Origin of the sequence: Dechloromonas hankyongensis (genome assembly GCF_022012295.1) — a bacterium.
GTDB classification, from domain to species: domain Bacteria; phylum Pseudomonadota; class Gammaproteobacteria; order Burkholderiales; family Rhodocyclaceae; genus Azonexus; species Azonexus hankyongensis.
In genome coordinates this window covers 157,991-181,420 of sequence record NZ_JAKLTN010000003.1, presented here as the reverse complement: position 1 = coordinate 181,420, position 23,430 = coordinate 157,991, and the positions used below count along the sequence as shown (strand labels likewise).

Annotated in this window: 28 protein-coding genes; 14 read left to right on the top strand and 14 right to left on the bottom strand. The window is 63.2% G+C overall.

Annotated elements, in window-relative coordinates:
* The 3 genes from LZ012_RS16500 to LZ012_RS16490 form a co-directional block, all read left to right on the top strand.
* Positions 1–197, top strand: a 197-nt coding sequence (locus LZ012_RS16500) for a hypothetical protein (protein ID WP_275711978.1), incomplete at its 5' end; no start/stop codon positions are given.
* A 487-nt stretch (positions 198–684) separates the two neighbouring features.
* Positions 685–1,017, top strand: coding sequence for a hypothetical protein (locus LZ012_RS16495; RefSeq protein WP_275711977.1), 333 nt, complete (start codon positions 685–687; stop codon positions 1,015–1,017).
* Between the two features lie 289 nt (positions 1,018–1,306).
* The gene (locus tag LZ012_RS16490) at positions 1,307–2,047 is read left to right on the top strand and encodes a hypothetical protein (protein ID WP_275711976.1); all 741 of its coding nucleotides are present in this window, start codon (positions 1,307–1,309) and stop codon (positions 2,045–2,047) included.
* Between the two features lie 58 nt (positions 2,048–2,105).
* Here the strand turns inward: LZ012_RS16490 and LZ012_RS16485 are convergent, their stop codons facing one another.
* From LZ012_RS16485 to sigJ, 3 genes are all read right to left on the bottom strand, one after another.
* Positions 2,106–2,255, bottom strand: coding sequence for a carboxymuconolactone decarboxylase family protein (locus LZ012_RS16485; RefSeq protein WP_275711975.1), 150 nt, complete (start codon positions 2,253–2,255; stop codon positions 2,106–2,108).
* A 44-nt stretch (positions 2,256–2,299) separates the two neighbouring features.
* A complete protein-coding gene (locus LZ012_RS16480) occupies positions 2,300–2,593 on the bottom strand; it encodes a carboxymuconolactone decarboxylase family protein (protein ID WP_275711974.1) in 294 nt (97 codons plus the stop codon).
* 128 nt (positions 2,594–2,721) lie between these two features.
* The gene (gene sigJ / locus LZ012_RS16475; RefSeq protein WP_275711973.1) at positions 2,722–3,651 is read right to left on the bottom strand and encodes an RNA polymerase sigma factor SigJ; all 930 of its coding nucleotides are present in this window, start codon (positions 3,649–3,651) and stop codon (positions 2,722–2,724) included.
* 276 nt (positions 3,652–3,927) lie between these two features.
* Between sigJ and chrA the strand changes: the two genes are divergently transcribed.
* Together chrA and LZ012_RS16465 are read left to right on the top strand one after the other, a co-directional pair.
* Positions 3,928–5,295 (top strand): chromate efflux transporter, encoded by a 1,368-nt coding sequence (gene chrA, locus LZ012_RS16470; protein WP_275711972.1) that lies wholly within the window; start codon positions 3,928–3,930, stop codon positions 5,293–5,295.
* Positions 5,296–5,403: 108 nt separating this feature from the next.
* A complete protein-coding gene (locus LZ012_RS16465) occupies positions 5,404–5,583 on the top strand; it encodes a hypothetical protein (RefSeq protein ID WP_275711971.1) in 180 nt (59 codons plus the stop codon).
* Positions 5,584–5,663: 80 nt separating this feature from the next.
* Here the strand turns inward: LZ012_RS16465 and LZ012_RS16460 are convergent, their stop codons facing one another.
* The 9 genes from LZ012_RS16460 to LZ012_RS16420 all read right to left on the bottom strand — a co-directional run bounded on the left by LZ012_RS16460 (position 5,664) and on the right by LZ012_RS16420 (position 13,158).
* Positions 5,664–6,281 (bottom strand): rhodanese-like domain-containing protein, encoded by a 618-nt coding sequence (locus tag LZ012_RS16460; RefSeq protein ID WP_275711970.1) that lies wholly within the window; start codon positions 6,279–6,281, stop codon positions 5,664–5,666.
* Positions 6,278–8,002, bottom strand: a complete 1,725-nt coding sequence (gene soxB, locus LZ012_RS16455) for a thiosulfohydrolase SoxB (protein WP_275711969.1) — start codon at positions 8,000–8,002, stop codon at positions 6,278–6,280. Before soxB ends, LZ012_RS16460 begins: the two co-directional genes overlap by 4 nt.
* Positions 8,003–8,035: 33 nt before the next feature.
* On the bottom strand, positions 8,036–8,683 hold the full coding sequence (soxX, locus tag LZ012_RS16450; RefSeq protein WP_275711968.1) for a sulfur oxidation c-type cytochrome SoxX: 648 nt from the start codon (positions 8,681–8,683) through the stop codon (positions 8,036–8,038).
* Between the two features lie 14 nt (positions 8,684–8,697).
* Positions 8,698–9,513 (bottom strand): sulfur oxidation c-type cytochrome SoxA, encoded by an 816-nt coding sequence (soxA, locus tag LZ012_RS16445; RefSeq protein WP_275711967.1) that lies wholly within the window; start codon positions 9,511–9,513, stop codon positions 8,698–8,700.
* A 75-nt stretch (positions 9,514–9,588) separates the two neighbouring features.
* Entirely contained in the window at positions 9,589–9,900 is a 312-nt protein-coding gene (gene soxZ / locus LZ012_RS16440; protein WP_275711966.1) for a thiosulfate oxidation carrier complex protein SoxZ, read from the bottom strand.
* Positions 9,901–9,925: 25 nt separating this feature from the next.
* Positions 9,926–10,393 (bottom strand): thiosulfate oxidation carrier protein SoxY, encoded by a 468-nt coding sequence (gene soxY, locus LZ012_RS16435; RefSeq protein WP_275711965.1) that lies wholly within the window; start codon positions 10,391–10,393, stop codon positions 9,926–9,928.
* Positions 10,394–10,418: 25 nt separating this feature from the next.
* Complete coding sequence (locus LZ012_RS16430) at positions 10,419–11,468, bottom strand: c-type cytochrome (RefSeq protein WP_275711964.1); 1,050 nt, start codon at positions 11,466–11,468, stop codon at positions 10,419–10,421.
* Entirely contained in the window at positions 11,452–12,798 is a 1,347-nt protein-coding gene (gene soxC / locus LZ012_RS16425; protein WP_275711963.1) for a sulfite dehydrogenase, read from the bottom strand. The genes LZ012_RS16430 and soxC overlap by 17 nt, the downstream gene beginning before the upstream one ends.
* A gap of 39 nt (positions 12,799–12,837) precedes the next feature.
* Positions 12,838–13,158: an ArsR/SmtB family transcription factor gene (locus tag LZ012_RS16420; RefSeq protein ID WP_275711962.1), complete on the bottom strand. Its 321-nt coding sequence runs from the start codon at positions 13,156–13,158 to the stop codon at positions 12,838–12,840.
* 188 nt (positions 13,159–13,346) lie between these two features.
* Between LZ012_RS16420 and LZ012_RS16415 the strand changes: the two genes are divergently transcribed.
* On the top strand, positions 13,347–13,652 hold the full coding sequence (locus LZ012_RS16415) for a c-type cytochrome (protein ID WP_275711961.1): 306 nt from the start codon (positions 13,347–13,349) through the stop codon (positions 13,650–13,652).
* An 11-nt stretch (positions 13,653–13,663) separates the two neighbouring features.
* Positions 13,664–14,941: an FCSD flavin-binding domain-containing protein gene (locus LZ012_RS16410; protein ID WP_275711960.1), complete on the top strand. Its 1,278-nt coding sequence runs from the start codon at positions 13,664–13,666 to the stop codon at positions 14,939–14,941.
* A gap of 304 nt (positions 14,942–15,245) precedes the next feature.
* On the opposite strand, the gene LZ012_RS16405 is transcribed toward LZ012_RS16410, so the two are convergent.
* The gene (locus LZ012_RS16405; protein ID WP_338033171.1) at positions 15,246–15,854 is read right to left on the bottom strand and encodes a c-type cytochrome; all 609 of its coding nucleotides are present in this window, start codon (positions 15,852–15,854) and stop codon (positions 15,246–15,248) included.
* 149 nt (positions 15,855–16,003) lie between these two features.
* Between LZ012_RS16405 and LZ012_RS16400 the strand changes: the two genes are divergently transcribed.
* Complete coding sequence (locus LZ012_RS16400) at positions 16,004–17,017, top strand: MBL fold metallo-hydrolase (protein ID WP_275711959.1); 1,014 nt, start codon at positions 16,004–16,006, stop codon at positions 17,015–17,017.
* 31 nt (positions 17,018–17,048) lie between these two features.
* Complete coding sequence (locus LZ012_RS16395; protein ID WP_275711958.1) at positions 17,049–17,360, top strand: cytochrome c; 312 nt, start codon at positions 17,049–17,051, stop codon at positions 17,358–17,360.
* A 72-nt stretch (positions 17,361–17,432) separates the two neighbouring features.
* Here the strand turns inward: LZ012_RS16395 and LZ012_RS16390 are convergent, their stop codons facing one another.
* Positions 17,433–18,014, bottom strand: coding sequence for an OmpA family protein (locus LZ012_RS16390; RefSeq protein ID WP_275711957.1), 582 nt, complete (start codon positions 18,012–18,014; stop codon positions 17,433–17,435).
* Between the two features lie 177 nt (positions 18,015–18,191).
* On the opposite strand from LZ012_RS16390, the gene LZ012_RS16385 reads away from it, so the two are divergent.
* From LZ012_RS16385 to hemA, 5 genes are all read left to right on the top strand, one after another.
* Positions 18,192–19,190 carry a sulfate ABC transporter substrate-binding protein gene (locus LZ012_RS16385; RefSeq protein ID WP_275711956.1) on the top strand — a complete coding sequence of 333 codons (999 nt, stop codon included), beginning with the start codon at positions 18,192–18,194 and terminating at the stop codon, positions 19,188–19,190.
* Between the two features lie 79 nt (positions 19,191–19,269).
* A complete protein-coding gene (cysT, locus tag LZ012_RS16380; protein ID WP_275711955.1) occupies positions 19,270–20,145 on the top strand; it encodes a sulfate ABC transporter permease subunit CysT in 876 nt (291 codons plus the stop codon).
* Entirely contained in the window at positions 20,142–21,008 is an 867-nt protein-coding gene (gene cysW, locus LZ012_RS16375) for a sulfate ABC transporter permease subunit CysW (RefSeq protein WP_275711954.1), read from the top strand. Before cysT ends, cysW begins: the two co-directional genes overlap by 4 nt.
* On the top strand, positions 21,005–22,072 hold the full coding sequence (locus tag LZ012_RS16370; RefSeq protein ID WP_275711953.1) for a sulfate/molybdate ABC transporter ATP-binding protein: 1,068 nt from the start codon (positions 21,005–21,007) through the stop codon (positions 22,070–22,072). Before cysW ends, LZ012_RS16370 begins: the two co-directional genes overlap by 4 nt.
* Positions 22,073–22,143: 71 nt before the next feature.
* Positions 22,144–23,394: a glutamyl-tRNA reductase gene (hemA, locus tag LZ012_RS16365; protein ID WP_275711952.1), complete on the top strand. Its 1,251-nt coding sequence runs from the start codon at positions 22,144–22,146 to the stop codon at positions 23,392–23,394.
* Positions 23,395–23,430: the final 36 nt, after the last annotated feature.

Sequence of the window (23,430 nt, the reverse complement as noted above, 5' to 3'; positions counted from 1 at the left end):
GAGCGGTGATTTGCGAAAAGGCTGAAACAAAAATGCCTCAAAGTTGGAGGCATTCACTATTGAAACGTTTGGACGATCAAATGTGTTTTATCAAATCGTCGATCTTGCTGGTACCTTTCTGCATTGCAGAGTCTATGACGTTACATCCGGCACCGCCGACACCGATCCCTTTGGGCTCCTCCATGCAGAATCGTTGAATTGTCACCGATCAAGTCGTCGGACCGACCTTGGACCCGACAGCGATCTATCCAGCATAGCCGCTACAGTACCCCTTTGGTAACGTTGCGGTAATTCGTAAGACATAAATTGAGTGTCGAAAGTAGGTTAGGTGGCATTAATGGCAGCGGGGGCTGACTGTCCGGTGACAGCCTGAACCGCTCATTCAAGATTTTGTATCGAATGGCTCTTCTTGGCCGGACTCCGCCTGATAGTACCCAATCAACGCGCCAATATTGCGCGGTCCGACGCAATGAGATCAGCGCTCAACTCAGTCGGGATTTCGCAGTTGGAACCCCGCACGGATATCTCCCTTCTCGCGATGCCAGTTTCCACTTGTGCATGCTGCCAATGGGAACCATTCGCAATTGCCTTTGGTCTGAATTGAACATCGGTGGAAAATGCCGAGACGTTTTGCTTTTCCGCAGATTGGAACGGTTCTGTGAATCACAAGTTAAGGAGATTCCCATGAAAAACTTTCTGCCCCTGACATCCGGCCGCCGCATGTTGGTTCTCGCGTTTGCAGCCATCGCACCCGTTGTCGTCGGACAAGTCAGTGCTGGACCCGACACCAGGGATATCAATTCATCGAGTTCCGGAGTTTCCGGTCGGGTCGTCGATGGAACGATTCCGCAAGCACGGCCCGGATTGCCGCAACTTTCTGTCGGCGCGGAGGGGCCTATCCGCTCGGACATGCGAACCACCAGCACCGACCCGTCCATCCGCGACAGCAATCCGCTGACCATGAACGGACTGTGGGAAATGTTGCCAGGCGATAAGATTGCTACTCACCCGCAATGAGCTGAAGGTTTCTTGGCTACGATCATTCCCATGGTGTGAGGAGTGACAAACGCGAAGATGGGCTTGTCTTGTATGCAGTCTTCGAATGAACCACTACTTCAGGTTGCCTTCCCGGTAACCCGCCACCGAAACTAAGCGGCGGAAAACGGCTCCAATCTCGGTAAGCATGCCATCGAGCCTTTGGCTCGAGATGGCGGGGAGCGGATTCATGGATCCCATTCGCAGTGTGACGAGCGGTTTTGCAACATCCGGCTTGTTCAATAGCCAAGCCGTAGGTGGTGTCGGCTTGGTGAATTCCCTGGCCCTGCCGCAACCGGCGTTGGGGCTGTTCGGCCAGAGTTCGAGCGTTCTGTCCTTATCGGCTACCAGTCAGTTGCTGTCGGCGGCATCCTTCTTCCAGGATCAGGTGACGGCCTTGCGGCCGGGAGCATCGGCCAGTGGCATTGGCCAGAATTTCGGCAACGACGAAGCGAGTTTGGCGGCCGAAGCGCAGTTCCTGGTGGATGCGGTGAACGGGGTGCAGCAGAACCTGTCCGGCAACGGCATCCTCGCCAGCAGCGGACAGGCCACCGCCTTCGTTCAGGAGCTGGCCCGCATCGGCGAGGGCAGCTTCGACAACGGTGAATCTTCCCTGACGCGGCTGTCGCAGCTAGGCATCACGGCGCAAACGTCAGCGTTTGGAACGAGCACCCTGTCGATCGATCTCGATACGTTGAAATCGGCCTTCGCAGCCGATCCGGCCGGTGCTTTCTCCTTGCTGGACCAAGCCGCCCAAGCCCTCGGCGAGGCGGCGGGAAGTACCGTCGCCCAGGCACAAGGCAGCGTCGATACCCTCGGCGTCATCGCGGGGCTGAGCGTCTTCCAGCAATCCTTCGGCGATAGCGGCCTGCTGGCCAACAGTGCCGGGGGGCTTGATTTTGCCGGTCTGCTCCTGCTCGATTCCCTGCAATCCGTCGGCAGTGGCGGCGCCAGCCCGCTGCAGAATCTGGTGGCGATCAATCAGTTCAATCTGGTGTCGTCACTCATCTGAGTGCCCTGAGTCAACAACAGGCGGCCGGATGCACGGCCCGAGCCGCCCATTCGTCCGCTCAGGACAGCCCGGCCTTGTCGAGACCGAAGGCCTTGTCGTGCGCGCCGGGCGGGGTGCGGAAAGCGACGTTGGCGCGGTTCCAGGCGTTGATGGTCATCACGCGGAAGGTCAGCGTCGACAGTTCCTTTTCGCTGAACTGCTCGCGCACCTCGGCATAGAGTTGGTCGGAGATGCCGGTCGGCGCGATCTGGGTCAGCGCCTCGGTGAAAGCCAGCGCGGCGCGTTCCTTGGAGGTGAACAGGGCGATTCGCGCCAGATCGCGACGTGGTGCAGGCGCAACTCGCGTTCGCCGTGCAGCTTGGCTTCCTTGACGTGCATGTCCAGGCAGAAGGCGCAGCCGTTCAACTGCGAGGCGCGGATGTCGACGAGGCTGGAGAGTTCCGGCTCGATGCCGCTGGCGGCGATGGCCATGCTGAGGTCGACCAGCTTCTTGAACAGGTCGGGCGACTGCTGCATGTAGTTCAGGCGGGAGGGGGTATGGCTCATGATCGTTCCTTTGAATGACGGGAGGGGTGACCCATTGCGGGTGTCACACCCTCAAGACGATCCGGACTCGCAGCTTGTGACATCGCCGCCGAAAAATTGCGGTCTTCCCTTGCGTTCGCTGCCCTTCTTCAGCCAGCGGTGCGGCGGCCCAGGGCGGCCAGCACGCCCTTCAGCTTGTCGGGGTTGCGCTGGATGTAGAGGGCGCCGATGCGGCCCGCTTCGGTGGTCGAGGGCGCCAGCACGATGGTCTGCACTAACTGGCCGGTCGCATCGTCGATGATCAGGCAACCCGGTAGTCCATTGATGCGCGCAGGCTCCAGGCGCCAGGCGCGGCTGGTCGGCAGCCGGGCGAAGCCGATGAAGGTCTTGGCGATCAGGGCGCCGCCGTGCAGCGGGCGCGGTACCGCGCTGACCTTGCCGCCGCCGTCGGCGAGCATTACGGCATCCGCCGTCAGCACCCTGGCCAGGGCGTCCACGTCGAAAGTGCGCACCGCATCGCAGAAGGCGCCGAACAGGCGCTCGCCTTCCTGCTGATCCACTTCGCGGCGCGCGTAGTCGGCTTTGACATGGCTGCGCGCGCGGCTGGCCAACTGGCGGCAGGCAGCCGGGCTGCGCTCCAGGCGCTGCCCGATCTCGTCGAAGTCTACCTCGAATACCTCGTACAGGAGGAAGGCCGCGCGCTCCAGTGGCGACAGCCGTTCCAGCGCCAGCATGAAGGCGACGGAGACGTCCTGGGCGAATTCGGCCTGCATTTCCGGACCGGGCGACCAGCCGGCCTCGTCGTCCAGTAGCGGCTCGGGCAGCCAGACGCCGACGTAATGCTCGCGTTTCGCGGCGGCCGAGCCGAGCTTGTCCAGGCACAGGTTGGTGACCAAGCGCGACAGATAGGCGCCGGCATGCAGGACGCTGCTTTCATCCACCTCGGCCCAGCGCAGCCAGGCCTCCTGCACGATGTCTTCGGCCTCGGCGCGTGAGCCGAGCATGCGGTAGGCCAGCGCACGCAGACTGCGCGCATGTTCACGATCGTAGCGGTGGGCGCGGGCGGTGAGAGTTGTCATGATGGCGGGGGGCGTCCGGGGGCGGAAACTTTATTAAACACCTTCTGTAGACGGAACAGCTACGCCGCTTGTGACATTCGGTAGCGCTACCCTGTCTCCTGGCCTGCACGCCGCAAGACTGGCAGACTGGCCGGCCATCGGCAGAACAGGCGTTGAAGCCTGGATCGGGGGCGAGGCACTCCTGCCGGCGTCATCGCGCTCAGCGGCAGGCAGCAACCAAATCTGGCGGATGATGGTAAAAAGGCTGTCGATGCACTGTTCCAGAATCCCCCGACAATGACCCCGAATACGACCCAGACCGCTTCCCCAGAAACCGTCGACAGCCCGCCGGCCGCCGTCAGCTTCGGGCAGGCTGTCCTGTTCTGGCTGAAGCTCGGATTCATCAGCTTCGGCGGCCCGGCGGGGCAGATCGCCATCATGCACCAGGAGCTGGTGGAACGCCGGCGCTGGATTTCCGAGCGGCGCTTCCTGCACGCCCTGAACTACTGCATGGTGCTGCCCGGCCCGGAAGCGCAGCAACTGGCGACCTACATCGGCTGGCTGATGCACCGGACCCGGGGCGGCATCGTGGCCGGGGGGCTGTTCGTGCTGCCCTCCCTGTTCATACTGATCGGCCTGTCGTGGGTCTATATCGCCTACGGCGAAATGCCCCTGGTCGCCGGGCTGTTCTACGGCATCAAGCCGGCGGTCACCGCCATCGTCGTCCAGGCGGCGCACCGTATCGGCTCGCGGGCCCTGAAGAACAACGTGTTATGGGCCATCGCCGCCGCCTCCTTCGTCGCCATCTTCGCGCTCGATGTGCCGTTCCCGGCCATCGTCGCCGTGGCCGCCGCCATCGGCTATGTCGGCGGCCGCATCGCGCCGGACAGGTTCAAGGCCGGAGGCGGGCATGGGAAGGCGGACAAGTCGTTCGGTCGGGCGCTGATCGACGACGATACGCCGACCCCTGACTACGCCCTGTTCGGGTGGACGAAGCTCGCCAGGGTGGCCCTTCTTGGTGCCCTGTTGTGGCTGGTGCCGATGGCCCTGCTGGCGGCCTGCTACGGCTGGGACCATACGCTGACCCAGATGGGCTGGTTCTTCACCAAGGCAGCCCTGCTCACTTTCGGGGGCGCCTACGCCGTCCTGCCCTACGTGTATCAGGGAGCGGTCGGCCACTATGGCTGGCTGACGCCGAGCCAGATGATCGACGGCCTGGCCCTGGGCGAAACGACGCCGGGGCCGCTCATCATGGTCGTCACCTTCGTCGGTTTCGTCGGCGGCTACGTCAAGGCGGTGTTCGGCCCGGACAGCCTGTTCCTTGCCGGCGCCGTGGCCGCCACGCTGGTCACCTGGTTCACCTTCCTGCCTTCCTTCGTCTTCATCCTGATGGGCGGCCCGTTTATCGAAACGACGCACAATGACCTGAAATTCACCGCCCCGCTGACCGCGATTACCGCGGCGGTGGTCGGCGTCATCCTGAATCTAGCCCTGTTCTTCGGTTATCACGTCCTGTGGCCCAAGGGGTTTGCCGGTACGTTCGAATGGGTGTCAGCCCTCATCGCCCTGGGGGCGGCGATTGCGCTGTTCCGCTTCAAGGCGAACGTGATTCATGTGATTGCCGGCTGCGCGGTGATCGGCTATCTGGTCAAGACGCTGCTGTGAGCGGCGTGGGCAGAGTATTGACGCCACCTGTGAGTTTTTTCACTGACCCGTTCCAGCCCTTCCGATAAGGTAGAGGTGTAGGGAAAAAAGCAGGATTGGGAATTCAAAATGGTTGTAAAAAACGACAAGCGCTCGGGAACGGATCGCCGCCAAAGAGAGGTGGGGCCGCCCAATGGCTGGCGCGATCGTCGCAAGACGGTTGAGCGGCGCGTTCCTGAAGTGCACGAAATTCCCTTTTCGGAGTGGCTGGCGCATTTGCCGGCCCGGGATGTCGTAGAACAAGAATAATTGCCCGGTGCGGCCAGCGCACAGCAGCCGGAAAAACCCCCGGACACGCCGGGGGTTTCTTTTTTGTCCTGCGCTTTCGCTTACTGCGGGAAATACATCTTGGCCTTGTCCAGCTTGTAGGTCCACGGCAGGCCGCTGTTCTTCCAGCCATTGACCGCGCGCTGACCGGCCTTGGCGCCTTCCTTGACCGCGTCGCCCTCGAAGCCTTCGGCGATGCTGTAAACCTTGCTGTACCCCGACATCTGCAGACGGTCGGCGGCCTTGGAGCTGCGGTCGCCGGAGCGGCAGATCAGGATGATGGGGGCGTCCTTGCCGAGGCCCATCGCCTGCAGCCGGCGCTCCAGTTCGGGGACGAAATCGAGGTTGGGCTCCAGCTGGTACATCGAGCGTTTGTCGTCCCACTCGGCCATGATCTCGGCGTGTTCGACGTAGGGAACCAGTGCATCGGCATCCCCCGGCCAGCCGACGTACATGGCTTCGGCCCGGGTGCGGACGTCGAACAGGGCGACGCCCTTTGGGTTGGCCTTCTTCATGTCGTAGGCCTGCTGCGGTGTCAGGTAGAGTCCGAGCTTGCTGCGCTTGAGTTCCGGCAGCTTGTCCCAGGCGGTCGTGCCCGGTGCCCAGTCGGCGGCCCAGGCGCCGGCCGACAGCGCAATCAGGGCGGCGGCCAGCAAATTTCTGGTCAGATTTTTGTTCATGATGCGATCCCCGGATTGTTCGCTGCCCCCCGCAGCGTCGGTAGATTGAGTTTAACCGGCCGCACCGTTTTTATGTCGCGCAGGTAAGTGGCGACGACTTCCCAGATCGGCGCGCCGGCATTTTTGGCTTCTTCCGACACCGGTGCCCAGCCGGCGACCTTGTAGGTTTTGGCCGGGTCGATGGGGCTGCCCTTGAGCATCATGTTCTGGATGCGCTGGCCCATTTTGGCGGTCGGGTCGCAGGTCCATTGCAGGCCGCCGACACGTACCATGTCGCCGCCCTGCTGGTAGTAGGGGTCGGGATTGAACAGGTTGTCGCAGACGTCCTCGAGCACGGTCTTGATCGTTTCGCCGCTCATATTGGTGACCGTCGTCCATGGATAGGTGATGGCGGTCTGGTCGAGGACGTGTTCCATCCGGATGGGCTGGCCGGGCAGCAGCGAGGTACCCCAGCGGAAGCCGGGCGAGAAGGCGATTTCGGCATCCTTGACGGCCATCAGCGCGTCGAGGATGAGCTGGTCGAAGGTGCCGTTGAAATTGCCGCGCCGGTACAGCGTGCCTTCGGTGACGGCCAGCTTTTCGTTGAGTTGCGACAGGTAGGGGGCGCGCGCCTTGTCGATCAGCGCCTGCATGTCGCGGTCGGCCGGCAGCAGGTTGGCGAAGACGGGCAGCAGCTTGTAGCGGAAATCGGCGATCCTGCCGTTTCGGACATCGAAATCGAGCACGCCGAGGTATTTGCCGTTGGAGCCGGCGTTGGTGACCAGGGTCTGGCCGCCGCCGTTCTTGACCACCACCGGCGCCGGCATGCCGTCATGGGTGTGGCCGCCGAGGATGGCGTCGATGCCCTTGATGCGCGAGGCCATCTTGAGGTCCACGTCCATGCCGTTGTGCGACAGCACGACGACGACCTGGGCGCCGGCGGCGCGCGCCTCGTCGACGGTCTTCTGCATGTTGTCTTCCTGGATGCCGTAGCTCCAGTTCGGAATCTGCCAGCGCGGATTGGCGATCGGCGTATAGGGAAAAGCCTGGCCGACGATGGCAACCGGCACGCCGTTGATGTTCTTCATCACGTAAGGCTTGAACACCGGGTCGCCGAAGTCGGTGGTCTTGACGTTCTGGGCGACGATGTCGACGTGGCCGGCGAAGTCCTTTTCCTCGATTTCCTTGAGCCGCGCCTCGCCGACCGTCGATTCCCAGTGCAGGGTCATGATATTGACGCCGAGTGCCTTGCAGGCATCGACCATGTCCTGGGCATTGGTCCACAACGCCGTGCCGGAGCCTTGCCAGGTGTCGCCGCCGTCGAGCAGCAGCGCACCAGGGCGGGTCGCCTTCATGCGCTTGACCAGCGTTGCCAGGTGGGCAAAACCGCCGACCTTGCCGTAGGTCCGCGCGGCCTGCTCGAAATTCAGGCAGGTGTAGGCGTGCGCCTCCAGGGTATTCGGCTTGAAGCCGAAGTGCTTGAGCAGCCGGTCGCCGACCAGATGCGGCACCTTGCCGAACTGGTCGCCGAAACCAAGATTGACGTTCGGTTCGCGGAAATAGATGGGTTGCAGCTGGGCGTGGCAGTCGGTGATGTGCAGCAGGCTGACGTTGCCGAATTGCGGCAGGTCGTAGAGTCGGGCGGCACCCTTTTCGGCCTGCGCCAGCTCGCTGTGCAGCGACATGCCGCCGGCGGCGGCAACGGCCATGACCTGCAGGAATTCGCGGCGGTTCATACTCATGAGGGGTTCCTTATGTGTTGCCGTTGCTAACGACTAGTCCTTGTTCACCGGCGATTCCGGATCGACCAGGAAAGCCACGATGTGCGTGATCTGCTCCGGTGCCAGCCAGCTGTGCAGGCCGAAGCGCGGCATGTTGGTGCAGGCGGTGAAGGCGTTGGAGTTGTAGATCTTGTCGTAGGCGTACTTGACGATGTCGTCCGAGTTGCCGCGGATCTTGCCGAAGTGGCGCAGGCTGGGGCCGATGGTGCCGTAGGCCACTTCCTTCTTGGCCAGTTGGTGGCAGGCGTAGCAGTTGCCGCCGCGCAGGCGGCCGGCCGGGTCGGGCTGGATGAAGCCGATGTGGCCGCCGCTGCCGACCGCGGCGAGTTTCTCGCCTTCCTTCCAGTCGCCGACCAGCTTGCCGTCCACCGGGTAGCGGATGGTTGCAGCGTTGAGCTTCTCCAGCCTCTGGCCGATTGGACGCGGCGGGTTGTCGCGGTACTGCTGGCAGGTCTTCATCGTTTCGTCCTGCTCCAAGCGCTTCATCCAGTAGCTCGGATTGTCGGCGCGGAACGAGGTGCGGAAGATCTGTTCGGCTTCCCCGGCGTATTTACCGCCGGGCGCTTCGCCAGTTTTTTGGGCGAATACCGGAGCCGCCAGGGCGAGGCCGAGGGCGGCGAAAAGGGCGATATTCAGTTTCATGCGGTTCTCCCTTTTCAGCGCTTGATGCCCGGCGTTTCCATCACGGTGCCGGTCGCGGTCTTTTGCAGGTAGGTTTCCAGCGCGATGATCGAATCGGCCAGATAGTTCGGCTCGGGCCAGCGGGCCTGGCGCATGCAGTCGATCAGGCGGCGCTGCATGGTCCACACTGCACCTTGCGACACGCGGTAGGAGGGCCAGGTTTTCATCGCTTCACCGGCACCGGCCTGGGTCGTCAGGTTGCCGAGATCCTGCAGGCGGATGCGCTTGCCGTCCTGGCCGTGGCAAATGGCGCAGGAGAAATCCTGTGGCCCGGAGCGGCGGTAGAAGATGTACTCGCCCATTTTGGCCATCCTGGCCTCTTCCGGGTGGCTGGCCGGCACGTTGATCTTCTGGCCGTTGGACTTGGCGCCGATGTAGGTGACCAGGGACTCGATGTCGGATTCGGTACCAGGTTTGGAATACCAGTTCTTCGTCACTTCCGCGGCCGTGTAGCCTTGCAGGGTGACCATGCAATGCACCAGGCGGGACTCGACGTCCATCACCTTGCCGGTGTCCTTGAAGAACTTCGGCAACTGGGCGTAGGCACCGTCCAGCTTGCCGGGGCCCAGGCCCATGTCGCATTGTTCGAGCGAGGCATTCTTCGGGCCGCGTTTTTCCGACCACAGGCTTTCGCCCTTCACTTCCAGCAGGTCGGCCGGGTTGCCGTCAGCCAGTGCCTCGCGGTACTTGGCCAGTTCGTCGGCCACCTTGCTGTCCTGGGCGGGTGCGTTGCCGGCGAAAGCGGCAAACACGGCCACCCCCACCAGCGCTTTGATGAAGCGGTGTGACATGGATTACTCCTCCACGGGGTAAATTTTTCGGCAGCGGCGGTCTGCGCCGCTTCGCTGCCGCGAGACAGGCGACAATCAGCCGATGACGGCTTCGTCGCTGCGCGTGTCGCCCTTGTTGTCCTTCCAGCTGACGGTGATCTTGTCGCCCTTGGCGCCGCCCTTGAACTTGAAGGCGAGGTAGGGGTTCTTCGATACGGACGGCCCGAACTCGCTGCTCAGCACGACCTTGTCGCCATGCTTGGCGACCAGTTCGGTAATGAACCAGGCCGGCACGACGGCGCCGGCCGCATCCTTGCGCTGGCCGGTTTCCATTTCGTGGCTGACCAGAACCTTCACTTCGGTCACGCCGTCCTTGTTGGCGGCGCGGATTTTCATCGGATTGCCCATGTTTTGCTCCTTGAATTTGTTTGGATCAGCCGCCGCAGCCGCCGAGAGTGACCTTGATCTCTTTTGTGGCCATGAAGAACTTGCCGTCCGACTTGACCAGCGCGTAGATGTTCGAGGTCTGGCCCATCTTGACGCGGGTCTGGACGTTGGCTTCGGTGCTGTCCGGCAGCACGAAGGTGGCGGCCAGGGCGTTCGGGTTCTTCTCGATCAGGATGGCGACCATGCTGATGTTGGGCAGCGACGAAGCGACGCCGACCGGGACCACGGCGCCGTTTTCGGCGATGTCCGGGCCGGTGACCTGGACGTCCTTGCTGTCGGTTGGCGTGCCGGCGCCGAGGGCTTTCAGCGTGTCGGCCATGCTCTTGGCGTCGAAGGCGGATTTGTTCCAGTCGGCCAGGGCGATTTCCGGGGTGATGATGCCGGCGGCAGCCAGCATGCCGAGCAGGGCGCCGCCGGAGACGGATTTGAGTACGGTGCGACGTTGGTTGTTCATGGTTTCTCCTCTCTAGAAATGGGAATTACTGGGCGCCGGCCAGAATCCAGCGGACCAGGGTCTTCAGGTCGTCGTCCTTGATGTGGCCGTTGGGCGGCATCGGGACCGAACCCCAGACACCGCGGCCACCGGCCTTGACCTTGGCGATCAGGCGGGACTCGGCATCGGGCTGGCCCTGATAGCGGGCCAAGACCTCGCTGTAGCCGGGGCCGACGATCTTGCTCTTCATCCCGTGGCAGGCCATGCAGCCGCTCTTGGTGGCCAGTTCCAGCGTGCCGGCATCGGCTGCCTTCCTGGCGGCTTCCGGGCCGAGGGTGCGGGTGCCGCGCACGGCGCCGAAGTTGCGGTTCTGGTCAGCCAATTCACCATGGGCGGTGCGGGCGTATTCGGGCAGGGTCGAACCGATCTGCACTTCCGGCTTGCAGTTCTTCATGCAGGCGACGTTCCTGACGTCAGGTGTGCCGCCGTTGCCGATGCCGCCCTTTTTCGCTGCGGCACCCGGCCACAGGCCGTGGTCGGTGGTCATGCCGTTGCGGTTGGGGAGCAGTTTCTGCACATCGGCGATGTTGCGGTCGGACAGTTCGAAGTCGGCCGGCACGATTTCCTGCAGGTTGAGCAGGTAGGCGAGGATGGCGTACACCTCGTCCGGTTGCAGCGACTTGGGCGCCGTCCATGGCATGGCGCGCTGGATGTAATCGAACACCGTCGAAATGGTCGCCACCTTGGTGAAGGTCGTGCGCTGCGGCAGTTCGCCGGAGGACAGGCCGCGGACGCGGCCGTTCTTGATGTCGTCCTGGGTCGTGCCGCCAGCCAGCGGGGTGAATACCTCGTTCGACTCGCCGAAGGAGCCGTGGCACGAAGCGCACTTGGCCTCGAACAGCTCGTTGCCGCGCTCGACGTTGCCCTTGCCCTTAGGCAGGCCCTTGAAGTCGGGGCGGACGTCGATGTCCCAGGCCTTCACTTCGGCCGGGGTGGCCTGGCGGCCGACGCCGCTGAAATTGTCGAAGGCCGCCGCCGTGCTGAATACGATCGAACCAAGAGTCGCGGCGAGAAGCGCTTTACAGAACCTGGACATTGGTGACCTCCCCGTTTTCGACGACCTTCCAGGACTGGATCGAGTTGTTGTGATAGATGGACTTGGTGCCGCGTACCTTGCGCAACTGGCCATAGCTCGGCTGCACGTAGCCGGTTTCGTCCATGGCGCGCGATTGCAGGATGGCCGGCTTGCCGTCCCACACCCAGTTGATGTTGAAGCGGGTCAGCGCCTTGTTCTGGACCGGACCTTCCAGGCGGGCGGTTTGCCAGTTGAGGCCGCCGTCGAAGGAGACGTCGACCTGCTTGATGCGGCCGCGGCCCGACCAGGCCAGGCCGGAAACGTTGAAGAAACCCTTGGCGACCAGCGTCTGGCCGCCGGACGGGGTGGTGATCACCGACTTGCATTCCTGGATCGAGCTGTACTGGCGATGCAGGCCGTTGGGCAGCAGGTCGATGTAATGCACCGCCTCGTCCTTGGTGGCATAGGGCATGTCGCCGACTTCGATGCGGCGCAGCCATTTGACCCAGGACACGCCCTGCACGCCGGGTACCACCAGGCGCAACGGATAGCCGTTTTCAGGACGCAGCATTTCGCCGTTCTGGCCGTAGGCGACGAAGACTTCGCCGGACTCGACCATTTCCATCGGGATGGTGCGCGTCATCGACGAGCCATCGGCACCCTCGGCCAGCACGTAGCGCGCCTTCTTGTAATCGACGCCGCAGTCTTCGAGCAAAGTCTTCAGTGGCACGCCGGTAAATTCCGAGCAGGACAGCATGCCGTGCGTGTATTGCACGGTGGGTACGGCGACGTTGCCCCATTCCAGTCCGGTGTTGGCACCACACTCGATGAAGTGGATGCGCGATACCGAGGGCAGGCGCATCAATTCGTCCATGGTGTAGACCTTGGACTTCTTGAGCAGCGAGTCGTCGGATGCGTTGATCATCAGGCGATGGCGGGTCGGATCGACATCCTGCCAGCCCTGGTGATGGCGCTCGAAGTGCAGGCCGGACGGCGTGATGATGCCGAACAGGCCCTGCAGCGGCGCAAACGACACCGAGGCGCCGCCGACGCGAGCGAGGCCGGGCGATTCGCGGCGCACCAGCTGGTGCTCGAATTTCGACGGCATGCCGTACGGATGGGTCGCCACCGGCTGGCCGAGCGAGGTGCTCCACGCCGGCAGATTCAAGATGTTGGGATCTCCCTCGTTGGCACGGGCGGCAAGCGGTGCCGCCATGGCGGCGCTGGCCGCCAGGAAGCTCTTGCGCAGAAAGTCGCGGCGCCCGGCGGCGACGGCCTGGACCTGATCTTCCGCCAGGAAGTTCTCCGGAGCGGGCCGTAAGCGCCCCGGTTGTTTTGTGTAGTCACGCATGTGGAAACACCCCTCCAATATTTGAGTCTTTGCTGCAAATCACTTGCTGACACCCAACTCGTCGCCCAGGTCACGGCTTGCCACCGTGATGCTGACCGTCCGGCAGATGTCGACGAAATTGGGATCAATGACGCGGTAATAGACCGTGCTGCCTTCCCGCCGCCGGCCGACCACGCCGGCCTGATACAGGATGTTCAGGTGGCGCGAGATGTTGGCCTGGGTCAGGCCTATCTTTTCCACGACCTCGTGCACCGGTCGCTCCTCGGCGCACAGGCAGGAGAGGATGCGCAAACGCGTCGGATCGGCCAGCAATCCGAAGTAATGCGCTACCTGCTCGAAGACCTGCAAAGTTTCGTCCATGTCGCTCGTTTTGATCTACATCATGAATTAATGTATAACTGCATACTTATATAGTCAACTGCTAATATTGTTGCGATGCAGCACGCTTTTCGTGTCAAAGCCCGCGAAGCTTTGTACGATGCTGCCTCCGGCGAATAAAAATGCTTCGGCTATATGACAAACAATCACACGAGGAAGGAGATATCCCGATGAAACTGTTCGCACCCCTGGCCGCAGCCTTGTTGCTGGCGACCGCCGGTACGGCGTACGCCGCCGATGCCAACCTCGGCCGCAATCTGGCCGCCACCTGCGCCAACTGCCACGGCACCAACGGCCAGGCCGTCAAAGGGTCAGGCATGGACGCCCTGGCCGGCATGGAGAAGGCCAAGCTGCTGCAGAAACTGGCCGATTTCAGGAGCGGCGACAAGCCCGCCTCGATCATGCATCAGATCAGCAAGGGCTATACGGAGGCCCAGCTCGACCTGATCGCCACCTATTTCGCCGCACAAAAATAAGGGAGACCACCATGATGCTGATGAAAAGACGTGATTTCCTGAAAGTCGGCGCCGCGGCCGGTGCGATGGCCTCGCTGTACGGTTGTGCCGGCGGCGGCAAGGCGAGCGGCCATGTCGTCGTGGTCGGCGGCGGCTACGGCGGCGCGACGGTCGCCAAGTACCTGCGCATGTGGAGCGAAGGCGGCGTCCAGGTGACGCTGATCGAGCGCAACCCGACCTTCATCTCGTGCCCGATCTCCAACTTGGTGATCGGCGGCCAGAAGACGATGGAAGACATCACGGTCAGTTATGAGGGCCTGCGCAGCAAGTGGGGCGTGCGGGTGATCCAGGATGACGTGGTGGCGGTCGATGCGGCGAAGAAAACGATCGCCCTGAAGGGTGGCAGCGCACTGAGCTATGACCGTCTGGTGCTGTCGCCGGGCGTCGATTTCATGTGGGACGAGATCCCCGGCCTCAAGGGCGCCGAAGCCCAGAACAAGGTCCTGCACGCCTGGAAGGCCGGCGCCCAGACCGTTGCCCTGCGCAAGCAGCTGGAAAGCATGAAGGATGGCGGCGTCTATGCCATCTCCATCCCCAAGGCGCCCTATCGCTGCCCGCCCGGACCCTACGAGCGCGCCTGCCTGGTCGCCGACTACTTCAAGCGGAGCAAGCCGAAATCCAAGGTCGTCATCCTCGACGCCAACGAGGACGTGATGTCCAAGAAAGGACTGTTCACCAAGGCGTGGAGCGACCTGTACGCGGGCATCATCGAGTACCGCAACAACAGCGAGGTCAAGGATGTCGATGCCGGCAGCAATACCGCCGTCCTCGAGTTCGACAAGTTCAAGGCCGACGTGCTCAATGTCATTCCGCCGCACCGCGCCGGCGACATCGCGGCCAAGTCGGGCATCAAGCTGATCAACAACCGGTGGGTGGACATCAACTGGCTGTCCATGGAGTCGACCAGCACGCCGGGCATCCACGTCCTCGGCGATGCCATCTTCCCGGCCCCGACCATGCCCAAGTCCGGGCACATGGCCAACCAGCATGGCAAGCTCGCCGCCGCCGCTATTCTGAATCTGCTGTCCGGCCAGGAGCCGAATCCGGAGCCGGTGGTGATGAACACCTGCTACAGCTTTGTCGATTCGAAGAATGTCATCCACGTGTCGTCCGTCCATCAGTACGACGCCGCAACCAAGACCGTGCAGCCGGTCAAGGGCGCCGGTGGCGTGTCGGCCGCCCGCAACGAGCTGGAAGGCAAGGTCGCCCTGGGCTGGGCCAAGAACATCTGGGCCGACATGCTGGCCTGAACATTTTCTGTAGCCGACTCAAAGGCCGCGCAAGCGGCCTTTTTCGTTTCGGCATGCCCTATGCTTGCTGGCTAGGCGTCCCTGTCTCCATTCCGGAGGTGACGATCATGATGACCGGTGAAATCCTTGTCCTGCTCGGCGGGGTGGCCGTTTTGCCCTATCTCGGCGAAGCGCTGTGGTCCTGGTTCAGGGGGCGGCGCCGGCACCGCTGAGGTGCGTTGTCGTGGAAACGCGCCCCGGCCTGGACGCAGTGCGCGGAAAAAGGCCGCCCGGCGGCGGCCTGTTGACGGCCTCCTGTCGGGGTTCAGTCCAGGGTTGCGATGTACTCGGCGACAGCATGCGCTTCCAGTTCGCTCAGCTTGGACGCGATGGTGTGCATGACGGCGTTGTCGTTGGTCCGCTCGCGCTTGTTGAACTGCTTGAGCTGGTCCTCGATGTAGCGCGGATGCTGGCCGGCGAGGCGGGGCAGCTGCGGGGTGCCCAGGCCCTTGGCGCCGTGGCAGCTGGCGCAGGGGGGCAGGCCGCTGAACTGATTGCCGCGGTCGAAAATGTATTTGCCGACGGCGAGCAGTTCCTTGTCCCGCGCCGGCCGCGGGCCGACCACCTTGGCCTGGAAGAAGGCACCCAGGGCCTTCATTTCGGCCGGGGTCAGTTCTTCCGCCTGCGGCCTCATCGTGTCGCTGACCCGCTTGCCGGACTTGAAGTCGCCCAGCTGCTTGGCGATGTAGTCGGCGTGCTGGCCGGCCAGGCGCGGGAAAACGGCGCTGGCCGCTTCGCCGTTCAGACCGTGGCAAAGAAAGCAGCGGCCACCGACGATTTCCTCGGCGCGCGCCAGATCGTTGGCTTGCGCGGATGCGCTCAGGCAGAAGCCGAGCAGGCCTGCGGCGAGCAGGCGGCGAGTGATGTGTCCCAATTTATTCCCCCAGTTGATTGTTTGAACTACATTATCAAATAATAATTCTCTTACGTTGGTCTTTCAAACAACATGCGGCAGCGCCTGCTGCGCGATGCGCTTCCATTGTATCGGCGCAGCGGCGAGGCTGTTCGAATCAGGAGACATCGATGAACAGGCGCCATTTTTTCAAGACTACCGCCGCATTGTCCGGCCTGCTCGCCGCCGAATTCGGCCCCTGGCCGGCAGTCGGCGCCTGGGCTCGGGAAGTCGATGACTTCGTGCGCGGCCCGGCGGTGCGCGACCATCCGTTGCGCCAGGTGTCGCCGCATGTGTGGATGATTTTCTCTCCCGATGGTTTTCCGACCCCGGAAAACCAGGGAATGATGTGCAACCTGACCTTCGTCGATACCGCCAAGGGGCTGGTCGTCATCGACTCCGGCGCTTCGGTGCAGATCGGCGAAATGGCGATCCGGCAGCTCCGCAAGCAGTGGCGCAAGCCGGTGGTGGCCGTCATCAACACGCATTACCACGGCGATCACTGGCTGGGGAACCATGCCTTTGTCGATGCCTATGGCAAGGACCTTCCGCTCCATGCCCATCCCGACACGATCCGCGAAGTGCAGGGCGTGCAGGGCAAGCTGTGGCGCACCCTGCTCGAACAATGGACCAACCAGGCGACGCTGGGCACGCGCGTCGAGCCGCCCCGCCTGCCCGTGGCCGACGGCGCCGAATTGCGCTTCGGTGACGTCACGCTGCGCATCCACCATTACGGCCGGGTGCATACGCCGGGGGATCTATGCGTCGAAGTCGTCGAGGACCGGCTGACCTGCGTCGGCGACGTCGCCATGGACCGGCGGATCGCCAATATGGACGATGGTTCCTACCTGGGCACGCTGAAAGCGTATGATCAGCTGGAAAGCAAGGTCGGCAGCCGCATCTGGCTGCCCGGACATGGCCAGCCGGGAGCGGGCGTTCTGACCTGGAACCGGGAACTTTTCGAGGGTATCTACCGTCCCTGCGAACAGGCGATCAAGGATGGCTTGCCGCTGGAGGCCGCCAAGGAACTGGTCCTGCGCGACCCGCGCGTCGCATCGCGGGCGCGGGAGACCAAAGGGTTTGATGTGAATATCGGCAAGTACGTTAGCCTGGCGTATCTTGAGGCCGAGGCCGCCAGTTTCTAGCCGCTGGCTACATTCCCACTGGGAGTTTCTGATGAAAACTTTCTGGTTTTTCCCGTTATTGATGCTATCGCCACTGGCGCTGGCCGAGGCGCCGTGGGGAACGGTCGATCTGAAAGCAGCGCCCGCGCTGCACCAGAAGCATTGCGTCGCCTGTCATGCCCGGATGTACGGCGGTGACGGCAGCAAGATGTATACCCGCGACGGGCGCATGCTGTCGAACCAGCGGGAGTTGCTGCAGCGCGTGGCGTTCTGCAACACGCAGATCAACGCCGGTTTGTTTCCGGAAGACGAGGCAAGCTTGGCGGCCTGGCTAAACCAGCAGTATTACCACTTCACCCAGTGAGTCGCTGCACCGGCTGAGCGGTGGCGATAGGGGCGGGGAGCCGCCCCGCCTGATCAAGGCTGGCGGGCCGGATCAGTTCTCGACTTCGTACACCACGTCGGCGCGGCGATTTTCGGACCATGACGATTCGTCGTGGCCGGTCAGCTTCGGCTTGCCCTCGCCCAGGCTCTTGATGCGGACCTGCTTTTCCGGAGCGCCGTGGGCAACCAGCGTCGAGCGCACGTTCTCGGCACGCTTCAGGCCGAGGCGCAGGTTGTGGTCGGCGCTGCCCCGTTCGTCGGCGTTACCTTCGATGCGCACGCGCGCCTTCGGGTGCTCGGCGAGGTAGCGGGCGTGGGCGCGCAGGGCCGGATCGTAGTCGGCCTTGAGGTCGGCGCTGTTGAGGTCGAAATAGACGCTGCGCTGGGTGCGCAGGCCGATCGGGTCCATCTTGATCGCTGCTTCGCCAGCCGCTGCGCCCGGCGCGGCAGCCGAGGTTGCCGCAACGGCTGATTCCGCTTGCAGTTCGGCAGGCACCGGCTTGCCGAGCAGTCCGGGGTGGACGCGCAGCGGGCCACTTTGCGAAATGTGCTTGCTTGGCGGAATGTCGCCCTTGGTCGAGCAGGCAGCCAGCAGGGCGGAAAGCAGGAGGGTGGCAGGCAGTGAGGCGCGCATTGCGGAATCTTTGGCAGCTGGAGAATGTCGCATGATAGCCGCTCGCCTGTCAGGCGACCAGATGTGACCGGCATTGGGCGGCATGAATTTTGTCTATAGGTATAAACAAATTCAAATTTCTTCTTTGTGGTTATATAGGAATTCGCTAAATTAACGGCGTCCAACGAGAGGTAAAACATGACCCAATTCCGCAAATCGATCGCCACCGTACTGCTCAGCCTGGTGGCTAGTGCCGCCCTGGCCGATGCGACTCTGCTCAATGCTTCGTACGACGTGGCCCGCGACGTCTACAAGGATTACAACCCGATGTTCCAGAAGTACTGGAAGGCCAAGACCGGCGAAAGCGTCGAGCTGAAGCAGTCGCACGGTGGTTCGACCAAGCAGGTGCGTGCCGTGGCCGACGGTCTGGAAGCCGACGTGGTGACCATGAACCAGGCCAACGACATCGAATTCCTGGCCGAAAAGGGCCTGGTGGCCAAGGACTGGGCCAAGAAATTCCCCAACAATGCCTCGCCTTATACCTCGACGATGGTCTTCATCGTGCGCAAGGGCAATCCGAAGGCGATCAAGGATTGGTCCGACGTTGCCGCGCCCAGCGTGCAAATGATCATCCCGCACCCGAAGAATACCGGCAACGGCCGCAACACCTACCTGTCGGCCTGGGCCTGGGCGCTCCGCCAGCCGGGCGGCAACGACAAGAGCGCGCAGGAATTCCTCGGCAAGCTGCTCAAGAACGCCCCGCTGTTCGCTGCCGGCGGTCGCGATGCGACGACGACCTTCATGCAGCGCAAGATGGGCGACGTGCTGATCACCTTCGAATCTGAAGCCGAGATGATCGCCAAGGAATTCGGCAAGGGCGAATTCGAGGTCGTCTATCCCAGCCTGACCATGCAGACCGAATTCCCGGTGGCGCTGGTCGACAAGGTGGTCGACAAGAAGGGCACCCGCAAGCAGGCGCAGGCCTACCTCGAATACCTGTGGTCCAAGGAGGGCCAGGAAAACGCCGCGCAGAACTACTTGCGGCCGCGTGATCCCGAAATGCTGAAGAAGTACGCCCACTTCTTCCCGACGGTGAAGACCTTCACCGTCGACGAGGTGTTCGGTGGCGCCAACAAGGCCTTTGCTACCCACTTCAAGGATGGCGGCAGCTTCGACCAGATTTACTCCGGCAAGTAAGCCGGCGGCTCGACCGCGCTACTATCATCTGCCGTTTCCGTCCGGGAACGGCAGATTCATCAATAAGAAGACTCGTTTCATGGATGCTAAAACCCACCGCGTGCTGCCCGGCTTCGGCTTGGCGCTGGGCTACACGCTGGTCTATCTTTCCCTGCTCATCCTGTTGCCGCTCGGCGGCATGGTGCTCAAGGCCTCCGAACTCGGCTTCGCCCAGATCATCGATATCGCGCTCGGCGAACGCTCGCTGGCCGCCTTCCGCGTCACTTTCGGCGCCTCCTTCCTGGCGGCGACCATCAACGCTTTCTTCGGCCTGATCGTGGCCTGGATCCTGGTGCGCTATCCCTTCCCCGGCAAGCGTTTCGTCGATGCCTTGGTCGATCTGCCCTTCGCGCTGCCGACGGCAGTGGCCGGCATCACGCTGGCCACGCTGTACGCCGGCAACGGCTGGCTAGGCCAGTACCTGGAGCCGCTCGGCATCAAGGTCGCCTACACGCCGCTCGGCATCGTCTTCGCGCTGACCTTCATCACGCTGCCCTTCGTCGTCCGCACGCTGCAGCCGGTGATCGAGGACATCGAAACCGAGGTCGAGGAAGCGGCCGCCTCGCTCGGCGCCTCGCGCTGGCAGACCTTCGTCAAGGTCATTTTTCCGGCCATTTTCCCGGCGCTGCTCACCGGTTTCGCACTGGCCTTCGCCCGTGCCGTCGGCGAATACGGCTCCGTCATCTTCATCGCCGGCAACCTGCCGCTGGTCTCCGAAATCACCCCGCTGCTAATCATTTCCAAGCTGGAACAGTACGACGTGCTGGGCGCCACGGCGCTGGCCGTGGTCATGCTCGGCCTGTCCTTCATCATGCTGCTGGCGGTAAACATGCTGCAGTGGTGGACGGCCAATCGCCACAAGAACAGCGAGCCGCTGGAAGTCGCCGCCGCAAAGGCCGCCGGGAGCACCCAATGAAATCGACCCGTGCTACGCAAGAACCGGTCTGGGTGCGCTATACGCTGCTCGCCATCGGCCTCGGCTTCCTGTTCTTCTTCCTCGGTCTGCCGCTGATTGCCGTCTTCGTCGAGGCGCTGGCCCAGGGCGTGCCGGTCTATCTGGAAGCCTTGAAAGAGCCGGAGACCCGCTCGGCAATCTGGCTGACCATCGCCATCGCGCTCGCCGTGCTGCCCTTCAACATCGTCTTCGGCGTGGCGGCGGCGTGGGCCATCGCCAAGTTCGACTTCAAGGGCAAGAGCTTGCTCATCACGCTGATCGACCTGCCCTTCGCCGTGTCACCGGTAGTCGCCGGCCTCGTCTTCATCCTGCTCTTCGGTTCGCAGGGCACCTTCGGCCCGTGGCTGGCCGAGCATGACATCAAGATCATCTTCGCCGTACCGGGCATGATCGTCGCGACCCTGTTCATCACCTTCCCCTTCATCGCCCGCGAACTGATCCCGCTGATGCAGTCGCAGGGCAAGGACGAGGAAGAGGCGGCGGTGTCGCTCGGCGCCTCGGGCTGGCAGATGTTCTGGCGCGTCACGCTGCCCAACATCAAGTGGGGCCTGCTCTACGGCGTGATCCTCGCCAATGCCCGGGCGATGGGCGAATTCGGCGCGGTGTCGGTGGTCTCCGGCCACATCCGCGGCGAGACCAACACCCTGCCGCTGCACGTCGAAATCCTCTACAACGAATACAACGCCATCGGCGCCTTTGCCGCGGCTTCCATCCTCGCCCTGCTCGCCTTGGTCACGCTGGTCGCCAAGACCGTCGTCGAATGGCGCATGAAGAAGGAAACGGAAATGCTGAATACCGTGCTGGCGCCGGAGAAAACCCAATGAGCATCGAAATCCGCAACATCTCCAAGCGCTTCGGCAATTTCGTCGCGCTCGACAACATCAACCTCGACATCCCGACCGGCGAACTGGTCGCCCTGCTCGGGCCCTCCGGCTGCGGCAAGACGACGCTGCTGCGCATCATCGCCGGCATGGAAACGGCCGACGAGGGCGACATCCTGTTTTCCGGCGCCGATGCCACCCACCTGCATGCCCGCGACCGCAATGTCGGCTTCGTCTTCCAGCACTACGCGCTGTTCCGCCACATGACGGTGTTCGAAAACGTCGCCTTCGGCCTGCGCGTCAAGCCGCGCAAGGAGCGGCCGTCCGATGCCGACATCAAGCGCCGGGTCATGGAGCTGCTTGGCCTCGTCCAGCTCGACTGGCTGGCCGACCGCTACCCGTCGCAGCTGTCTGGCGGCCAGCGCCAGCGCATCGCGTTGGCCCGGGCACTGGCCGTCGAACCGAAGGTGCTGCTGCTCGACGAGCCCTTCGGCGCCCTCGATACCAAGGTGCGCAAGGAACTGCGCCGCTGGCTGCGCCGCCTGCACGACGACATGCATATTTCCAGCGTCTTCGTCACCCACGACCAGGAGGAGGCGCTGGAAGTGGCCGACCGCGTGGTGGTCATGAACCACGGCAAGATCGAACAGATCGGCTCGCCGGACGAGGTCTATTCCAGCCCGGCGTCGCCTTTCGTGTACCAGTTCCTCGGCAACGTGAACGTCTTCCACAGCCGGCAGCAGGGCTGCTACGCCGAAGTCGAACGCCAGGAAGTGGCCGAGCGGGCGACCGCTTTCGTTCGGCCGCACGATATCGACATCGCCCGTGTCGCCAGCGAAGGCAGCCTGCAGGCGACCGTCCAGCACGTGCACCCCATCGGACCGGTGGTGCGCGTCGAACTGCTGCACGGCAACGAAATCGTCGAAGTCGAGCTGTCGCGCGAGCGGCATGAAAGCCTGCAACTGGCGGTCGGCCAGGCGGTGTGGTTCCGGCCGCGTCAGATGCGCGTCTTCGGTGCCGACGATCAACCCAGGGCTGCGCCCGAAAAGCAGGCCTTCCTGTTCTGATCCCGGGCAAATCGGGCGGCCGGGTGCGGGTGTTATAATCGGCCCCCACTTCGACCGCCCAGCCTAACCCGGTGATATTTACCCTCGGCATCAACCACCATTCCGCGCCGCTCGCCATCCGTGAACGGGTGGCGTTTGGCGCCGACAAGCTCGGTCACGCGCTGGCCGACCTGACGCGCGACCGGCCGGTGCGCGAGGTGGCGATCCTGTCCACCTGCAACCGCACCGAGATCTACTGTAGCGCCGAGTCGCCGGACGTCGTGGTCGACTGGCTGGCCCACTACCATCAGGTGGCCCGCGACGAGCTGACCCCCTACATCTATACCCATGACCAGCCGGCCGCGATCCGCCACGCCTTCCGCGTGGCCAGCGGCCTCGATTCCATGGTCATCGGCGAGCCGCAGATCCTCGGCCAGATGAAGGATGCGGTACGCGCCGCCGAAGAGAACGGCACCCTCGGCACGCAGTTGCACAAGCTTTTCCAGCGTTCCTTCTCGGTGGCCAAGGAAGTACGCAGCACGACGGCGATCGGCGCCAACATCGTGTCGATGGCCGCCGCCGGCGTGCATCTGGCCGAACGCATTTTCGAGTCCATCGCCGACCAGCGCATCCTGTTCATCGGCGCCGGCGAAATGATCGAACTGTGCGCCGCGCATTTTTGCGCACAGAAACCGAAGCAGGTGACCATCGCCAACCGGACCGTCGAGCGCGCCCGCGCCCTCGCCGAACAATACGGCGGCACGGCCATCCGCCTCGACGATCTGGGCGAGCATCTGTCCCAGCACGACATCGTTGTTTCATGCACCGCCAGCCCGCTGCCCATCATCGGCCTGGGCATGGTCGAACGGGCGATCAAGGCGCGTCGCCACCGCCCGATGTTCATGGTCGACCTGGCCGTGCCGCGCGACATCGAGGAAGAGGTTGGTCAGCTCGACGACATCTTCCTGTACACCGTCGACGACCTGGCGCAGGTGGTCGAGAGCGGTCTCGAATCGCGGCAGGCCGCCGTGGTCGAGGCCGAGGACATCATTGCCAACCGGGTCAAGGATTTCCTCGGCTGGCTGGAATCACGCGATACGGTACCGGTTATCCGCTCGCTGCGCGACTCGGCCGAACGCATGCGCCGTCACGAGATGGAGCATGCGCTGAAGCTGCTGGCCAAGGGCGAGAATCCGGAAAAGGTCCTCGAGCACCTGTCGCATCGCCTGACCAACAAGTTCCTGCACGCCCCGACCCAGACGCTGAACGTCGCCGATGGCGGCGAACGAGCCGAATTGCAATCGGCCGCCGCCCGCCTGTTCCACCTGCACGCCGGCGACTAAGCCAAATATGCTTGCCCGGTCGCACTGGGCAACCGG

What these genes read in the sequence shown, in the direction of transcription:
- LZ012_RS16495 (WP_275711977.1), top strand. Translation starts at nt 685, where the DNA reads ATGAAAAACTTTCTGCCCCTGACATCCGGCCGCCGCATGTTGGTTCTC.
- LZ012_RS16480 (WP_275711974.1), bottom strand. Translation starts at nt 2,593, where the DNA reads ATGAGCCATACCCCCTCCCGCCTGAACTACATGCAGCAGTCGCCCGAC.
- sigJ (WP_275711973.1), bottom strand. Translation starts at nt 3,651, where the DNA reads ATGACAACTCTCACCGCCCGCGCCCACCGCTACGATCGTGAACATGCG.
- chrA (WP_275711972.1), top strand. Translation starts at nt 3,928, where the DNA reads ATGACCCCGAATACGACCCAGACCGCTTCCCCAGAAACCGTCGACAGC.
- LZ012_RS16465 (WP_275711971.1), top strand. Translation starts at nt 5,404, where the DNA reads ATGGTTGTAAAAAACGACAAGCGCTCGGGAACGGATCGCCGCCAAAGA.
- LZ012_RS16460 (WP_275711970.1), bottom strand. Translation starts at nt 6,281, where the DNA reads ATGAACAAAAATCTGACCAGAAATTTGCTGGCCGCCGCCCTGATTGCG.
- soxB (WP_275711969.1), bottom strand. Translation starts at nt 8,002, where the DNA reads ATGAGTATGAACCGCCGCGAATTCCTGCAGGTCATGGCCGTTGCCGCC.
- soxX (WP_275711968.1), bottom strand. Translation starts at nt 8,683, where the DNA reads ATGAAACTGAATATCGCCCTTTTCGCCGCCCTCGGCCTCGCCCTGGCG.
- soxA (WP_275711967.1), bottom strand. Translation starts at nt 9,513, where the DNA reads ATGTCACACCGCTTCATCAAAGCGCTGGTGGGGGTGGCCGTGTTTGCC.
- soxZ (WP_275711966.1), bottom strand. Translation starts at nt 9,900, where the DNA reads ATGGGCAATCCGATGAAAATCCGCGCCGCCAACAAGGACGGCGTGACC.
- soxY (WP_275711965.1), bottom strand. Translation starts at nt 10,393, where the DNA reads ATGAACAACCAACGTCGCACCGTACTCAAATCCGTCTCCGGCGGCGCC.
- LZ012_RS16430 (WP_275711964.1), bottom strand. Translation starts at nt 11,468, where the DNA reads ATGTCCAGGTTCTGTAAAGCGCTTCTCGCCGCGACTCTTGGTTCGATC.
- soxC (WP_275711963.1), bottom strand. Translation starts at nt 12,798, where the DNA reads ATGCGTGACTACACAAAACAACCGGGGCGCTTACGGCCCGCTCCGGAG.
- LZ012_RS16420 (WP_275711962.1), bottom strand. Translation starts at nt 13,158, where the DNA reads ATGGACGAAACTTTGCAGGTCTTCGAGCAGGTAGCGCATTACTTCGGA.
- LZ012_RS16415 (WP_275711961.1), top strand. Translation starts at nt 13,347, where the DNA reads ATGAAACTGTTCGCACCCCTGGCCGCAGCCTTGTTGCTGGCGACCGCC.
- LZ012_RS16410 (WP_275711960.1), top strand. Translation starts at nt 13,664, where the DNA reads ATGATGCTGATGAAAAGACGTGATTTCCTGAAAGTCGGCGCCGCGGCC.
- LZ012_RS16400 (WP_275711959.1), top strand. Translation starts at nt 16,004, where the DNA reads ATGAACAGGCGCCATTTTTTCAAGACTACCGCCGCATTGTCCGGCCTG.
- LZ012_RS16395 (WP_275711958.1), top strand. Translation starts at nt 17,049, where the DNA reads ATGAAAACTTTCTGGTTTTTCCCGTTATTGATGCTATCGCCACTGGCG.
- LZ012_RS16390 (WP_275711957.1), bottom strand. Translation starts at nt 18,014, where the DNA reads ATGCGCGCCTCACTGCCTGCCACCCTCCTGCTTTCCGCCCTGCTGGCT.
- LZ012_RS16385 (WP_275711956.1), top strand. Translation starts at nt 18,192, where the DNA reads ATGACCCAATTCCGCAAATCGATCGCCACCGTACTGCTCAGCCTGGTG.
- cysT (WP_275711955.1), top strand. Translation starts at nt 19,270, where the DNA reads ATGGATGCTAAAACCCACCGCGTGCTGCCCGGCTTCGGCTTGGCGCTG.
- cysW (WP_275711954.1), top strand. Translation starts at nt 20,142, where the DNA reads ATGAAATCGACCCGTGCTACGCAAGAACCGGTCTGGGTGCGCTATACG.
- LZ012_RS16370 (WP_275711953.1), top strand. Translation starts at nt 21,005, where the DNA reads ATGAGCATCGAAATCCGCAACATCTCCAAGCGCTTCGGCAATTTCGTC.